Raw genomic sequence first — 15,674 nt, forward strand, 5'->3', positions numbered from 1 at the left:
GGAGAGAACGATGCCCTATCTCGTCGCATCCGACCTGCCGCAAGAGCCCGCCGGCGCCCGTTTCCGGGCGCTGGTGGAGCAGGGCGGCATCCTCAAGCTTCCCGGTGCCCACAACGGCATGGCCGCGCTGCAGGCGCGCGCCGCCGGCTTTCCCGCGCTCTACCTCTCCGGCGCCGCCATGACCGCCTCCATGGGGCTGCCGGACCTCGGCATCATCACCGTGGACGAGGTGGCCTTCTTCATCCGCCAGATCACGCGCGCCAGCGGCCTGCCGCTGCTGGTGGACGGTGATACCGGCTATGGCGAGGCCCTGAACGTGATGCACATGGTGCGCACCTTCGAGGATGCGGGGGCGGGGGCGGTCCACATCGAGGACCAGCTGCTGCCGAAGAAATGCGGCCACCTCAATGACAAGAAGCTGGCCGACGCGCGCGACATGGCGGCCAAGGTGGCCGCCGCCGCCAGGGCGCGGCGCCACCTCTACCTCATCGCCCGCACGGACGCCGCCGCGAGCGAGGGGATCGAGGGCGCTGTCGCCCGCGCGAAGCTCTATGTGGAGGCGGGGGCCGACGCCATCTTCCCCGAGGCACTCAACGATGCCGAGATGTTCCGCGAGTTCGCCCGCCGCATGCCCGGCGTGCCGCTGCTCGCCAACATGACGGAGTTCGGCCGGACCCCCTTCTTCACCGCCGCGGAGTTCGAGGCGATGGGCTATCGGCTGGTGATCTGGCCCGTCTCCTCCCTGCGCGTCGCCAACAAAGCGCAGGAAAAGCTCTACGTGACGCTGGCCCGCGACGGCTCCACAAAGGCCATGGTGGGGGAGATGCAGACCCGCGCCGAGCTCTACGACACCATCAACCTCAAGGCCTTCGAGGCTCTCGACGCCTCCATCGTCGCCACCGTGGTGCCGACGCTCGCGGCCCAATAGGCGGGCGCGGTGGGCCGGCTTCCACCGCCTGACTCTCCCGGCCGGGCCATGGAGAGTCAGGCGGCGGTCGGCCGCGGCGTCTCGCCCGCCACCACGCGGTTTCTTCCGGCCGCCTTGGCGGCATAGAGCGCTTCGTCAGCGATGCGCAGCAGGTCCGCTTGTTCCTGCTCGCCCGCGCTGCGCAGGGAGGAGACGCCGATGCTGACCGTCACCTGGCGCAGCTCGGGGACGCTGGGGCTCGGCGCCATGGTCATGACGGCGCGGCGGATTTTTTCGGCGACCATTTGCGCACCGGTCGCGTCGGTAGCCGGCAGCAGCACCACGAACTCCTCCCCGCCATAGCGCGCGGCGAAATCGCCGGGCCTGCGGATCGAGGCCGCGACCTGCCCGGCGAGCCGGCGCAGCACCTCGTCTCCCACGGAATGGCCGTGGACGTCATTGACCCGCTTGAAGTGGTCCACGTCGATCATCAGGACCGACAGGTCGTTGCCCATGCGGGTGGCTCGGCGCAGCTCGTTGGGAAATGCCATGTCGAACGCGCGGCGGTTGGGGATGCCGGTCAGCGCGTCGGTCACGGCCATGGCCTCCAGCTGCTCCTCCATCTCCTGGCTGCGCATCAGCGCTTGCCGCAGGGCCCGGAACAGCACCGCTATGAGGATGCAGACGGCGACGGTGATGGCGGCCGTGGCAAGCGCGCGCTCGTGCCATTCCTTCATCGCGGCGCTTTTCGAGATACCAACCGTCAGCAGCAGGGGAAAGTCCCCGATCTGCGCGCTCACGTAATAGCGGCGCACGCCATCGATGGCCGAGCGTTCGGCCAGCGGCGTGCCCGGGTGCTGCAGAAGCTTCTGGAATACGGAGGAGGACGCGATGTCCGTGCCGCTGTGGACGTCGTGACCGGCGGGGGGCTGGCGGAACAGCAATATTCCGTCTGTCCGCATCAGGCCCACGACGCTGTCGGGGCCGAGGTTGATCTGCTGGACGAGGTCTCGGAAAAACGCCATGCGGATCGAGCCGATGGCGGAGCCGGCGAAGCTGCCGTCGGGCTTCGTGATGCGCCGGCTTACGGCGACGCTCGGTTCTCCGTTGCCGATGCGGCTACCGAAGGGCTTGCTGATGAACGTGCCGCGCCCCGGTTCGAGCTGAGCCTGAAAGTAATCCCGGTCCGCGAAATTGCCGGAGCGTGGGGGGATGGCACCGGAATCGAAGCGGATGTTGCCCTCCGGGTCCAGCACGAGGAGCGCGCCCAGGTAGCGGGCGCTCGCCGCGCGGTCGAAAAGCAGCATGTTGCGCATCTGCGGGTTCAGGTCGTCGAGGCCGTCGAGCTGCGACGCCGCCTCGAGGCCGATCAGCGACAGCTCGATGATGTCGAGGTTGCGCTTGATGTTCGCCGCCAGCGTGCGCAGCACGTTCTCTTCGGAGCGCGTCGCGAGCAGCCAGGTCGCTTGGTAAGAGGTATAGAGAATGTAGCCCTGGACCGACACGATGGTTGTGACGAGCATTGCCACCACCATCGGGAAGATGGGGCCCCCTACAATGCGCTTCCATCCACGGCCCATGCGGCATTCCCTTTGGGAGGTCGCTGTGCTTCCTCCTTTGCCGCTTCAGCAATGAGGAAAGAGGGCGGATCTTTCAATCGCCCATCTCCATTTCCCATGGTTCACTTGCGTGAAAATTGCTTAGCGGAGCGGATATGTTCTCATCCAAAGCGGAGGCTTTTTCGCTGAAGGGCGAGGGATACAGGGATTGCAACCAAGAGTGCCGCCGGCGCCGAGCTTGTAACTTCGTCGCAAGGCAAGTGCCCGTGGCACCGGCCGCCGGCGGGAAGGGGCCAGGAAGCGCCATGCCGGCACCGAGGCCTGTGTTTCGTCATCTTGTCGAAGTCTCCCCTTGGCCGATCGCTGGGCCGGCGAAAAGGGACAGAACAGGACCGCCTCATCGGGCCAGGGTCGTTCCGAGGCACGCAGGGTGTCCAGCATCGATCCCCTCCGTCGTCGTCGCCAGATGGGGCTGTGGATACTACGCCGGCTCGCGTCGCCCGTTCTGTCGCCTTCTGGCAGCGGGCAGAGCGCGGAGATGCCTGCGGATGCGGCGCGCAGACATGCCGACGCTGTCACGGCCGAGCCGCGCGCGAGCGGCGCCAGTTTCCTCCAAATGTCAAATAGTGCATTGCAATGTATCATATTTTAGAGTTGGGCGAGCCCCTCCTGCTCTGCTCCGGCGCGGCGCGAAGGCGGCATGTCTCCCGTCGAACGGGCGCGCCCGAAGTTGCGGCAGGGCGCTCAGCATTTGGACAAATCACTGAGATTTCAGGTTAAAGCTGTTCCAAAAGAAAATGCACCGTTTAGCAATAAGTTGAATTTGCTTGAGTTTCCTCCGGGGGGATGATTTTATCTCATATGGGGGCGGTGGGAACAGCGTCAGGGTTGCGCGGTGTCTGGTAGAGAATCCAGGCCGAGAGCAATTCTGGAAGGAAAGGGCAGGTACATCGCGTGCCGTGATGGTTGATGCGGTGGCTGCATGGTGACAATCACATCGGTGTGAGATGTGGAACCTTTGCCGGCAGAAAGAGAGCTTCACATCATCTGGTCATGGTGCCGATAACTTAAAATAATACCCCCACGTCAAGCGGCGGTTGCAGGTCGCAGCCTGTGATATCAATCGGTTGAGCAGTGAGGGTCTTAAATGTCCATAACCAACGATGTCCTTTCCATGGGGGGCTATGCCGGCTCCTCACCGGCAGGCGCGGGGCGTGGCGCCGGCTTCCTGGCACGGTTCAAGATCTTCACGAAGATCCTGATGGTGGTCGGCGTGCTTTCGCTCGCCGCGCTGGCAATCACGGCCATTGGCGTGCGCTCGCTCAGCACGCTTAATTCCACCGCCCAGTCGATGAGCGAAGTTTCTGAATCCGCGCTGAACGGCGCGCGCCTTTCCATCGGCATCACCGTTCTCAGTCGGGGTGAATACCGCATCGCCATTGATCCGAGCGAGCAGGCCCGCAAGGACATCATGCGTCAGGTGGAGGTGGAGCGCGCCGGCTTCTACAAGAATTTGGAGACGCTCTCCGCCAGCCTGACCAGCCCCGACGACAGGGCGCAGCTGGACGAGATCCGCGCCTTGTTCGACACCTACATGGAACAGATGGCCGCCACCGTGCGGACCGCCGAGACCATGCAGGATCAGGAGGTCAGCGAATCCACCGCGGTGCTGCGCGAATCCGCCCTCAAGGGCCGCGCGGCCGCCGAGAACGTGCGCAAGAGCGTCGCCGCTCTGGTCCGCGCGCTCGATCTGCGCATGAGCCAGTCCGTGGCCGGGGCCGATGCGGAGTATCGGCATGCGTCCACCGTGATGATGGGTGGGGCCGCCATTGGCATCCTGGTGTCGCTGGTTCTGGGCTATCTCATCGGCCATTACGGCATCGCCCGGCCCATCCGCGGCATCGTCAACGTGCTGCAGCAGATCGCCCGGGGGGACTACAACACGGTCGTTGCCGGTACCGATCGCGCCGATGAGGTGGGCGAGGTGGCCAAGTGCGCCCTGGTCTTCAAGGAGAGCGGCCAGGAGAAGGTGCGCCTGGAGCGCGAGGCCGAGGAAGCCAAGATCCAGGCCGAGGCGGAGAAGCGGGCCGCCTTGGCTCAGCTCGCTGAGAGCTTCGAAGCTTCGGTGGGCGGCATCGTGGATATCGTCTCGTCTGCCGCGACCGAGCTTGAGGCTTCCGCCCAGACCCTGACCGCGTCCACGGAGGAGACCTCCGCCCAGAGCGGCGCCATGGCGGCCGCTTCCGAGCAGGCTTCCGCGAATGTGGAGACTGTGGCTGCAGCTGCCGAGGAACTGGCCGGTTCCATCGCCGAGATCGGCCGCCAGGTAGAGGAATCCGCGCGCATGGCCCAGGCCGCCGCGACCAATGCCGATGCCACCACGGCCAAGATGGAGGCCCTTTCCGCCTCCGCGACCAGCATCGCCGCGGTGGTGGACCTCATCAGCGCCATCGCCCAGCAGACCAACCTGCTCGCCCTCAATGCCACCATCGAGGCGGCGCGTGCGGGGGATGCGGGCCGGGGCTTCGCAGTGGTGGCTTCCGAGGTGAAGAGCCTCGCGGAGCAGACTGGCAAGGCAACGCAGCAGATCGCGGATCAGATCACCGCTATCCAGTCCTCTACCCACGATTCCGTGGAGGCGATGGCTGCCATCAACAAGGCGATCGAGGACATCAACGGCGTCTCGGGCATGATCGCCGCAGCCGTGACCCAGCAGATGGCGGCTACCGGCGAGATCGCCCGCAACGTGCAGCAGGCCGCCGTGGGCACCAAGCAGGTCTCGGAGAACATCGAGAGCGTGAGCATCGCGGCCCGCGATTCCGGAGCGGCATCGACACAGGTGCTCGCCTCCGCCGAGGAGCTGGCCAGGCAGTCCGAGCGCCTGCGCGGCGAGGTGAACGGCTTCCTCGCCAACGTGCGGGCGGCCTGACGCGCGCACTGCGAACCGTCGAGGCGCCCACCCGGGTGGGCGCCTCGTGCCATCTGTGCGATGTCCTGCCGCATTCGGGCTCGGAGGCGCCGTCCGAAAGAGGACATTTCATCAGCGGCTTCGCCGGATGCCCAGCGGACGGAGCATGTGGGTCAGGCATCGGGCTGGCCGATCGCTCTTTCTTTGTCGGTGTGGCGTGCTGACGTCGAGGCTGCCGCCGCCACCGCTGCCGATTCCTTGTCGGTCGTTCTTTAAATCTGGCAGAGGTCGGGCGCGCCACTGCCACTGCGGCCTTCGTGCAGGACCGCCCGTGTGCAGATTTGCTGTTCGGGCTGCGTGAGCGTGAGGCCTTGGGAACAGGCGGCCCGTGGCTGCGGCCAGGCCTGCCGCGCGGTTTTCGTCGGCGTATGGCGCATCCTTACTATAGTGGGGCGAAGCCCAATTGCTGCCGGGCAGGTCCTCGCCCTTGCTTGGCGCCACTCAATTCTCGCCTGAGGGTCTGGTGAGTCTGACCAAAGGCGCGAGAGTCTTTTCCCGGGTGCTTTGGTGTCAGGCGCGGCGTGCGGGTGCACTGCCGCTGAGGCGCTGTTCCGGCGTCCGCGATGCCCTGGTGAGAACCGACCGCAGCCGCATGCGAATTGCCGAGGGCGCGGGCCAGGAGGCGGCACGTCGCAGCATCTGCGGTGCCGCTTTGCTTCTCGGAGGGCGACGTCTTCTGACATTTCGCCAAGCTGGGCGCCATGCTGGGGCGCGGGCTCAGAAGGGGCGGCTTCAGACGTTCATTCAGCGCAGCGTGCGCTCGCGCAGGCGCGGAACCTTCAGACGCCGCTTTGTCGCCGTGCCCGCCTAGTGGTCTGCATTCTGGAAGAAGATGGCTCCCCGAGCAGGACTCGAACCTGCGACCATTCGATTAACAGTCGAACGCTCTACCAACTGAGCTATCGGGGAACAGGTCGTTGCCGACCGAGGAGGGCGATATAGCAACCGGTTTGCCGCTTGTGAAGTCCTAACATCGGGCTGGCGGCACTTGCCTGTGGAAATCCCCCGGCCGCGAAGGCCGGGGGAGAGATGTCGTCACGCGCGCAGGAGGTCCTGCGTTCCGGCGTCCGCTTCGGGCTCCTTGTGCTCGTGGGCGAACTGGAGATGGTAGAAGCCATAGTAGCGGCCGCGCTTGGCGAGCAGCTCCTCATGGGTTCCGGCCTCCACCACGCGCCCGCCGTCCACCACGCAGATCTTGTCGGCGCGCACCACGGTCTGCAGGCGGTGGGCGATGACGATGGTGGTGCGCTCGTGCTGGAGCGCGTGCAGGGCCTTCTGCACCTCCGCCTCCGATTCGCTGTCGAGCGCGGCGGTGGCCTCGTCGAGCAGGAGGATGGGGGCATCCTTCAGGAAGGCGCGGGCGATGGCGATGCGCTGGCGCTGGCCACCGGACAGCTGCGCGCCGTGCTCGCCGACACGGGTGTTGTAGCCGTCCTCGAAGCCCATGATGAAGTCGTGCGCATGGGCGGCACGGGCCGCGGCCATGATTTCCTCATCGGTGGCGCCGGCTCGGCCAAAGCCGATGTTCTCGCGGATGGAGCCGGAGAACAGGTAGACGTCCTGGCTCACCAGCGCGACGGCGGCGCGCACGGACCGGCGCGTCACAGTGCGCGTATCCACCCCGTCGAAGCTCACGACGCCCGACTGCGGATCGTAGAAGCGCTCGATGAGGTTGATGACGGTGGTCTTGCCGCCGCCGGACTGGCCCACCAGCGCTGTGGTCTGTCCAGGCTCGGCCAGGAGGTCGATCTCGCGCAGCACCGGCTCGGTGGGGCGATAGCCGAACACGACCTTGCTGAACTCCACGCGGCCGCGCGGCCGCGGCAGGTCGGGCGTGCCGGCCGGCTCCGCCTCGGGCGCGGGCGAATCGAGGAGGGCGAAGAGCATGCGCGCGCCCATCACCTGGCTCACCAGCTCCACATGCAGCCTGGAGAGGCGCTTGGCCGGCTCGTAGGCGAGCAGCAGCGCGGTGAGCACCGAGAAGAACTGGCCGGGCGAGCGGCCCACCACGATCACGTTGTAGCCGGCGTAGAGGATGACGCCGCCGATGGCGAGGCCGCCCAGGGTTTCCATCAGCGGGCTGGACTTGGCCTGGGTGCGCACGAGGCGGTTGGTGTTCAGCTCCAGGTCGTCAATGAAGGCGCGGGTGCGCTCGCGCATCTCCGGCTCCAGCGTGTAGGCCTTCACCGTGCGGATGCCCTGGAACACCTCCAGCGCGATGGACGAGAGCTTCACGCCGGACTGGAAGCCCGTGGCAAACAGCTTCTTCGCGCGGCGGATGAGCTTGCGCGTACCGAGCACTGCAGTGGGCATCACCACCAGGGCGATCACGGCCAGGAACGGGTCCTGCGCGATGGCGACCGATGCCAGCATGATGAGCGACACCAGATCACGGCCGATGGAGGAGATCACAAGCTCCAGCGTGCCCCGGGCGCCGGCGGCGCCCATGTTGAAGCGCATGGAGATCTCGGCCGTGTGCGACTTCGAGTAGAAGGACACGTCCTGCTGCATCAGCTTGTCGAAGGCGCGTTTCTGGTTGTCGGCGACGATGCGGTTGCCGACCTGCGCCATGGCGATGGTCTGGCCGTAGGCCGAGATGCCCTTGATGATGGAGAGCGCCATCACCGCGCCCGTCACCAGCCACACGGCTTCCGGAGTGGGATGCACGAAGATGGCGTTGACCGCGTCGTTCATGAGATAGGCGAGGGTGGCGGTGCAGCCCCCCATCATCGCCATGAAGACGAAGGCGAGGGCGTAGCCCTTCCAGTGCAGCTTCCCGTCCGAGAGCAGGAGCCGCCGCACGACGGACAGCGTCTCTTCGCTGCTGACGCGCTCCTTCGGCGGGTTGTCCGTTTTTGCGTTCATGCGCTTCTCCAGCGGAGGGCGAGGGGCCGGCCGCTTCGCGTGCTGTTCAAGCGCCATGGCCGCGGCAAGTCAATTGCGCAAGACGCCCCGCAGGCGATCAAAGCAGGCAGGCGGCCTTTGCCGCATGGGCGGGATGGTAGCCCGCAATGGCATGTCCGGCATGCCGAATGGAGGCCACGGAGGGAATCGAACCCCCGTACACGGATTTGCAGTCCGCTGCGTAACCACTCCGCCACGTGGCCTCACGAAGTGCGCTTCTTACGGTGCCGCATCGGCCAGCGCAAGGCCGGGCTGTGGATTTCCTCGGCGTTCAGCATGCGCGCTATGTTCTGTTGGCGTGCGGCGCACCTCGTGGAGCGTCGCGATGCGTTGGCTTTGTGCGCGGAACGCAGCCATGCGGTGGCGCTTCAGGTGTGCGTTCGGCATTCGCGCAGTATCAGTGGCGGACGAACTGCATCCATTGCGGACATTAAGAAGCATGGCGGGGCCAAGAAAATCGTGTAAAATGTAAAATAATACCATTTAAATATGGTTGAGAGCTGACGCAGGGTTATATAAATCACCTCTCGTCAACCGCCGGTCAGTCTGCCCACCGTCGAGTATCCTATGCGTGTTCGGTTCAATTCCAGTCACATCGTCGCGGCAATCATTGTATTTGCGATCTCGGTGGCGAGCTATTGGGGGTATCTCGAATACTCATTCTTCCTGTCGCGGCAAGATGCGATAGAGGCTGGGAGGCTGCGGGCGCAGCAGATCAGTGAAGCCGCGAGGCAGCAGCTTTCGGCCACATTCCGTGGGGCCGATTATTTGTTGCAGAACGTCCGCAGGGACTATTCACGCGCGCCTGAAGACTTCGGGCTTCTCACCACCCAGGCGCTCGCGCTCCTGCCGGCATCGGCCGAAGCGCAGATCGCGGTCTACGATGCCGGGGGGCGTCTCGTCGTTTCCAGCGGCGTCGCGCCGGTCTGGGGCGACATTTCCGCCATGCAGTTCTTCGAGGTGCTGCGGATGGAGCCGCCGGACGACCTCCTTGCGGTTGGGGAAGCAGCACGGATGCCGGGAGCCGCGCGCTGGGCTGTTCCGATGGCCCGCCCGATTCTCAATGCCGCGGGGTTTGCGGGCGTTGTCGTGATGACGGTCTCGCCGAAGTTTCTTTCAGATGAACTGGCCCTGGTGGTCCTGGGCAACGACGACACGGTGGGTGCAGTCCATATTCCTGACGGCACCTATCTCGCCCGCAGTAGCGAGATCGATATGCTGATGGGGCGCGCGGTGAAGGCCTCGCGGCCCTACCTGCGGCCGGATGCGCCGGTGCAGGGGGTCTTCACGGCGGCGGCGACCCATGAGCCGATCGAGCGCATCTATGCCTGGGCGCGGCTGAAAAACCTGCCGGTGGTGATTTTCGTGGGTCTTTCCACGGCCGATCTCCTGGCTCCCCTGGATGAGGCCATCACCGCACATCGCTGGACCAATCTGATCGGGACGCTGTCCCTGGTGGGGCTCGTCGCGGGCCTCGCCTTCCTCTCGTTCCGCGATATTCGGCAGCGGGCGGCGCTGATCCGTCAGGAGGCGCTCTATCACGCCTTGTTCGACCAGAATCACTCGGTAAAGCTGCTCTCCGATCCCCGCGACGGGCGCATCCTTGCGGCGAATGCCGCCGCTGCGACCTTCTACGGCTACAGCCGCGAAAAGCTCGCCAGCATGAACATCTCCGACATCAACTGCCTGTCGCGGGAGGAGATTGTCCAAGCCATGTCGGAAGCCAAGCTGGGCGAGAGGCCCTCCTTCGTCTTTCCGCACCGGCTCGCCTCAGGCGAAATCCGCATGGTGGAGGTATTTTCGGGGCCCATCACGGTCGGTGGCACCACGGCGCTTTATTCCATCATCCACGACGTGACCGACCGCTACGAGCTGGAGCGCAGCCTGCGTGAGAGCGAAGCGCGCTATCGCGGCATCTTCGAGGCCGTGCCTGCCGGCCTCATTCTGGTGGACGAGGCGGGCGCCATCACCGCGTGGAACGAGCGGGCGCTTGCCATCCTGCGCACCGATGAGCCGAGCCTGATAGCGCGCAGCACCGCGCTGCTGGACGCCCAGGGCGAGGTGGTCCCCCTCGATCGGCGTCCTTCCGTGCGCTGCCTCTCGGAAGATATCTCGGAGGAGCTCTTCTCCATCCGCGACGACAAGAGCCGCCTGCTTTGGCTCAGTGTCGAAAGTCGCCGCTTCAGCGCGGACGGCGACGCGCCGAAGGGCGCCATCCTTGCCTTTTCGGACATCACCCGTGCGGTGCAGCTCGAAAGGGAAGCGCTTATCAGCGAGCGCGTCTTCGAGGCGGCGGCCGAAGGAATCATGGTCACAGACCGCAGGTGGGAGATCATCCGCGTCAATCCTGCGTTCCACGAAATCACCGGGTACCAGGCGGCGGAGGTGATCGGCCAGAAGCCGAAGATGCTGTCGTTCAGGCGGAACGGCCTCAGCTTCTACAGGCCGATCTTCAAGAGCCTCGCCGCCAAGCGCCGGTGGGAAGGCGACATCACGAACAGGCGTCGTGACGGCGGCGTTTCCGTGGAGCGCACCGTGGTCAGCGCGATCGTGCAGCCCGATGGCCGGCTTACCGGATATGTCACGCTGTTCTCGGATGTGACCGCCCGCAAGAAGCAGGAGGAGGAGATCTGGCTGCGCGCCAATTTCGACGCGCTCACGGGCCTGCCGAACCGCACCCTGCTCGCCGACAGGATCGAGCTGGTGCTCGGTCGCAGCCGCCATGATGCGCGGCTGGTGGGGGTGCTGTTCATTGATCTCGACCGCTTCAAGCCGGTGAACGATCGTTGGGGCCATGCCTCGGGCGACGAGCTTCTCCGCCTGGTGGCGCGCCGGCTTTCGGGGGCCGTGCGCGCCGAGGACACGGTGGCGCGGGTCGGGGGTGACGAATTCGTGGTCTTCCTGCCGACCGTGGCGGGCGAGGCGGATGCCATGACCGTTGCGGCAAAGCTGCTCGATCTGCTCCAGGCTCCGTTCATGCTGGCCGAGGGTGAGGCGCGCATCTCAGCCTGCGTCGGCGTGGCGGTGGGGCGCGCCGGCGTGGTCAGCGCCGAGAGCCTCATTCGCCGTGCGGATGCGGCCATGTACCGTGGCAAGACCAGCGGCCGCTCGCGCGTGGTCGCGTTCGCCGAGCATGAAGACCTGCACGAGGACATGCACGGGGAACTGCACCAGGCTTGAGGCGTCTTGCCTCAGGCCTCTTCGGGCAGCGGTGCGATGCGCGTGCTGTCCTCTCCCTTGTGCACGGCGATGCCCATCCGGAAGCTCATGGCCATGCGCTCCGCATGGGCGATGGCGCGCAGCGCTGACTCGGCGTCTAGCGCGCGCCGTGCCACCGGTCGGAACAGGCTGAGCCAGCGGGCGAAATGGGCGTCGCCCACGGGGCCGAGCGTGAGATGCGGGGGCAGGGGGCGTCCATCGTACCTCCTGCTCTTGCGCAGCACCGAGGACCAGAAATCGCACATCTTGGCGAGGTGTGTCGGCCATGCATCCGGTGCGATTTTCGCATCGAACACCGGACCGATGAGCGGATCCGTGCGCACGGCGTCGTAGAATGAGTAGACGAGATCCCGGATCGCCTCCTCGGAAGGTGCGTCGGGCATGGGCTGGGCCAGGGGAATGCTGTCGGTCATGGCGGTCCTCTCCGGCGGAGCCAAGGGTCACGCAGATGGTGCTTGGGAAATGCGCCGGCGCAAGGTCCGCGCGCCCGTGTGCGACGCGCTGCCACGGCCGTGCCCGCTGGCGCCTTGCAAAAGAGGCGGCAATGTGGCTCTTGAAGTCGAGCTGACCCGCCGGGCCGCATCGCCAAGGCGCCCGGGCATGGTGGTCCGGAGGGAAGACATGATCGATTTCGTCGAGCTTCGCCGCGGCATGGTGGACGGGCAGGTCCGCACCAACGACGTCACGGACCATCGCATCGTCGGTGCCATGCTCGATATTCCGCGCGAGAAGTTCGTGCCGTCGGCGCTGAAGTCCCTCGCCTATATCGACGATGATCTTGAGATTCGCCCAGCGTCCGGCGCGGCCCCCGCCCGCTACCTTCTGGAGCCCATGATCCTTGCGCGCCTCGTTCAGCTCGCGGACGTGGACGAGAAGGACCACGTGCTCGATGTCGGCGCCGGCACCGGCTATGGCGCCGCCCTGCTGTCGCGCCTCGCCCAGCAGGTGGTGGCTCTGGAGGAGGACGCAGAGCTGGCCGCGTCCGCGGACAAGACCCTCTCCGAGCTCGGTGTCGGTAACGTGGCGGTGATGCGGGGGCCGCTGGCGGCCGGCTGGCCTGCGGAGGCCGATTACGACCTCATCGTCATCGAAGGCGCGGTGGAGGTGATTCCCGATCGCCTGTTTGCCCAGCTTAAGGAAGGGGGGCGCCTGGTCGCCGTGATCGGCGCCGGCGGCGCGGGGCGTGCCACGATTTTCACCAAGATCGCCGGCCATCCCAGCGAGCGCGTCGCCTTCAATGCGGCGGTGCCGCTTCTGCACGGCTTCAAGGCCGCTCCACGCTTCGTTTTCTGAGTCACCTGTGGCGCGTTTGCCGCGGTAATCCGAAAAGCGACGGGGGAATCGAACCACTCGGTTTCGTCTCCCGCGCGGTGCAGATATCTTGCTGCTTCGTTACCGCGCGGCGGGTGCGCAGGGCGCATCGGGTGGCGTGCCGTGCCCGGTCCAGGAGATGTAGATGTCGGTTGCGACAAGCATTCGCCGAAACGTTGTCGCTTTCCTGGCGGGATTCGGGGGTGTGGCGCTGTCGGTTGCGATGGCGCAGGCCCAGTCGCTCGATTCGGCGCTCGCTTCCGCCTACGTGAACAACCCCACCCTCAATTCCCAGCGCGCAGGGACCCGCGCCACCGATGAGAACGTGCCGAAGGCCCTTTCCGGCTATCGGCCCACTCTCTCGGGCTCGGCCGCCGCGGGCTTCGAATCTCAGCGCCAGAACATCACCGGCAGTGGCGTGTCGAGCGGCAACATCTGGGCACGCCAGTTCGCGCTGACGGCGACACAGACCATTTTCAACGGCTTCGTGACCGGGAACTCGACCCGCTCCGCCGAGGCCCAGGTGCGCGGCTCCCGCGAGACGCTTCGCAATACGGAGCAGTCGGTGCTGCTGAACGGCGCCACCGCTTATATGAACGTCATCCAGGCCATCGCCCTGCTGGACCTTCAGCGGCAGAATCTCGCGGCCCTGGAGCAGGAGCTGCGCGCCACCCGCGACCGCTTCAACGTGGGCGAGGTGACACGTACCGACGTCGCCCAGGCCGAGGCCCGGGTCGCTGACGCGCAGTATCAGGTCAGCCAGGCGATTGCAGACCTCTCCTCGGCTAAGGCGGTCTACCGTCAGGTCATTGGCGTGGAGCCGGGTACCCTGACCACGCCGAAGTCCATCGAGTGGATGATTCCCAGCACCGTCGCCAAGGTGATTTCTTCCGGCCTCGGCACCCATCCCGCAGTGAAGGCGTCCGAGTTCGCGGTCGATACGGCGCTGTTCCAGGTGAAGGTGGCCGAGGGTGCGCTGGCGCCGACGCTGCAGCTTCAGGGGCAGCTCTCGCAGAGCTATGATACCTCGCTGTCCCTGCAGTCGCAGGGCACCGCTGCGGTTGGCCTCAACCTGAGTGTTCCCATCTACCAGGGTGGCCAGGAATACGCGAACATCCGCCAGGCCAAGGAGCTGCTGAGCCAGGCCCGGATCGAGGTGGACGTGAACCGGGATGCCATCCGTTCCCAGGCCGTGCAGTACTGGGGTGCGCTGGAGGCTTCCAAGGCGCAGATCCAGGCGGCCCAGGCGGCGGTTGCGGCTAATACCCTTGCGCTCGAAGGTGTGCGTGAGGAGTGGCGGGTGGGCCAGCGCACCACCACCGACGTGCTGAACGCCCAGCGCGAGCTGACCAACTCCCGTTCGGCACTGGTGACCGCGCAGCGCGACCGTGTGGTTGCTGCTTACACGCTGATCTCCATCATCGGCCGGCTCGATGCTGTGTCGCTAAAGCTGAAGGTGAACGTCTACAATCCGGCGGTGCACTATGAGCAGGTGCGCGACAGCTGGGCTGGTGTGCGCACGCCCGACGGTCAGTAGGGGACAGGATGCGTCGGCGCTGGCAAGGCGCCGAGCGCCGGTGTCATAATCCAGAAGCTGATGATTCTGGTCAGCGGGGCGTGAGGCCGTGCAGCCGGCGCCCGTCGTTTCCGGCCGAGGTCGCGACATGCCTGCAAATCCGAAGGCGCAAGAGCCGTCGATGGAGGAAATCCTCGACTCCATCCGTCGCATCATCGCCGACGACGACCCCGCCGAGATGGATTTGCCGCATCCGCAGCCGATGACGCCCGTACGGCGCGGTGCTGTGGAGCACGGCCAGCAGCGCCCGCCTGCTCCTGCCGGTGATAGCCGCATTCCCCCCGCCCAGCCCCATCGTCTCTATGGCCGCACGCCCGACGGCGCCGCGTCCATGCAGCCGGAGGGCCCGCGGGGAGCCTATCCCCGTCAGGATGTGGATGACGCGCGGTTCACGCCTGCACAGCATCGCCACGGCCGCCCGTTTCCCGCATCTTCACCGGCCGCGCAGACAGCGCGTGGCCCGATCGCGGGTGTCGACCAGCGCAGGGCCACGCCCGCGAACCCGGAGCCGCCGTCCTGGGGCGGCATGGCGCGCGGAAACCCTGTGCCGGCAGCTCCCACCGCGGCCGAGCCGGCGGCGCGTGTCGTCCCCGAGCGCGACGCTTGGGTCGGCGATGTTCCCGTGCGCGGCAGCCGCCCGGATGCAGTCACCCGCGAGGCGCGGCCGCTGGCCTTGGATGGCCGGGCGGAGATGTTCCCCGCTGCGGATGAGCGGCGCCCCTCCGTCGCGCCTCCGGCGCGGGCGGCGCTTGATCTGCCGCCTGTCCGCCCGCAGACCAATGGTGGGAGCGCGGGCGCCACTGCCGTGCACGTGCAGGCGGCTCCTGAAGCGCCGTCCATGGAGCCGCCGCACCGGCAGATCGCCAATCCTGCTCCGATTCGCCCGGATGGGCCTGCCCCGGACCGGCGTGCGCAGCTGCCCCGCAAGGATCTGCTCTCGCCGGCAGTGGATGCCGCGGTCGCTACGGCCTTCAGGTCATTGGGCGATCTGGTGCTTCCGCAGCAGGAACGCACGGTGGAGGATCTCGTGAAGGAGATCCTGCGGCCGATGCTGAAGGAATGGCTGGACCAGAATCTCGCCGGCATCGTCGAGCGGCTGGTGCGGGCGGAGATCGAGCGCGTCACCAGTTCTCTGCGCTGAGTGCATGGCATCTCCGCCCCCGCTTTGGCCGGGGGCGCAGGACTGGTCTGATGCGCTGCGCAGTTGACGTTTTCTTTCCCGTGCGGCTT

9 protein-coding genes and 2 tRNA genes are annotated in these 15,674 nt (G+C 66.3%); 6 read left to right on the top strand and 5 right to left on the bottom strand.

The window, feature by feature from the left end; all coding sequences use genetic code 11:
- Positions 1-10 precede the first annotated feature (10 nt).
- The gene (gene prpB, locus V5F61_RS01125; RefSeq protein WP_393987036.1) at positions 11-928 is read left to right on the top strand and encodes a methylisocitrate lyase; all 918 of its coding nucleotides are present in this window, start codon (positions 11-13) and stop codon (positions 926-928) included.
- A gap of 56 nt (positions 929-984) precedes the next feature.
- Here prpB and V5F61_RS01130 read toward each other — a convergent pair whose 3' ends face one another.
- Positions 985-2,430, bottom strand: a complete 1,446-nt coding sequence (locus V5F61_RS01130; protein WP_393987037.1) for a sensor domain-containing diguanylate cyclase — start codon at positions 2,428-2,430, stop codon at positions 985-987.
- Between the two features lie 1,183 nt (positions 2,431-3,613).
- Here V5F61_RS01130 and V5F61_RS01135 point away from each other — a divergent pair.
- Entirely contained in the window at positions 3,614-5,395 is a 1,782-nt protein-coding gene (locus V5F61_RS01135) for a methyl-accepting chemotaxis protein (protein WP_393987038.1), read from the top strand.
- An 872-nt stretch (positions 5,396-6,267) separates the two neighbouring features.
- Here V5F61_RS01135 and V5F61_RS01140 read toward each other — a convergent pair.
- The 3 genes from V5F61_RS01140 to V5F61_RS01150 all read right to left on the bottom strand — a co-directional run bounded on the left by V5F61_RS01140 (position 6,268) and on the right by V5F61_RS01150 (position 8,541).
- Positions 6,268-6,343, bottom strand: a tRNA-Asn gene (locus V5F61_RS01140).
- Positions 6,344-6,469: 126 nt separating this feature from the next.
- The gene (locus tag V5F61_RS01145; protein WP_393987039.1) at positions 6,470-8,299 is read right to left on the bottom strand and encodes an ABC transporter ATP-binding protein; all 1,830 of its coding nucleotides are present in this window, start codon (positions 8,297-8,299) and stop codon (positions 6,470-6,472) included.
- Between the two features lie 168 nt (positions 8,300-8,467).
- A tRNA-Cys gene (locus tag V5F61_RS01150) sits at positions 8,468-8,541 on the bottom strand.
- Positions 8,542-9,106: 565 nt separating this feature from the next.
- Between V5F61_RS01150 and V5F61_RS01155 the strand changes: the two genes are divergently transcribed.
- Positions 9,107-11,518, top strand: coding sequence for a sensor domain-containing diguanylate cyclase (locus V5F61_RS01155; RefSeq protein WP_393987040.1), 2,412 nt, complete (start codon positions 9,107-9,109; stop codon positions 11,516-11,518).
- An 11-nt stretch (positions 11,519-11,529) separates the two neighbouring features.
- On the opposite strand, the gene V5F61_RS01160 is transcribed toward V5F61_RS01155, so the two are convergent.
- On the bottom strand, positions 11,530-11,970 hold the full coding sequence (locus V5F61_RS01160; protein WP_393987041.1) for a group III truncated hemoglobin: 441 nt from the start codon (positions 11,968-11,970) through the stop codon (positions 11,530-11,532).
- A gap of 208 nt (positions 11,971-12,178) precedes the next feature.
- On the opposite strand from V5F61_RS01160, the gene V5F61_RS01165 reads away from it, so the two are divergent.
- The 3 genes from V5F61_RS01165 (at position 12,179) to V5F61_RS01175 (ending at position 15,585) form a co-directional block, all read left to right on the top strand.
- A complete protein-coding gene (locus V5F61_RS01165) occupies positions 12,179-12,850 on the top strand; it encodes a protein-L-isoaspartate O-methyltransferase family protein (protein WP_393987042.1) in 672 nt (223 codons plus the stop codon).
- Between the two features lie 163 nt (positions 12,851-13,013).
- Complete coding sequence (locus tag V5F61_RS01170) at positions 13,014-14,405, top strand: TolC family outer membrane protein (RefSeq protein ID WP_393987043.1); 1,392 nt, start codon at positions 13,014-13,016, stop codon at positions 14,403-14,405.
- 88 nt (positions 14,406-14,493) lie between these two features.
- Positions 14,494-15,585: a DUF2497 domain-containing protein gene (locus V5F61_RS01175; RefSeq protein WP_393987044.1), complete on the top strand. Its 1,092-nt coding sequence runs from the start codon at positions 14,494-14,496 to the stop codon at positions 15,583-15,585.
- Positions 15,586-15,674: the final 89 nt, after the last annotated feature.

Origin of the sequence: Xanthobacter sediminis (assembly GCF_043195015.1) — a bacterium.
In the GTDB taxonomy this organism is placed as follows: Bacteria; Pseudomonadota; Alphaproteobacteria; order Rhizobiales; family Xanthobacteraceae; genus Xanthobacter.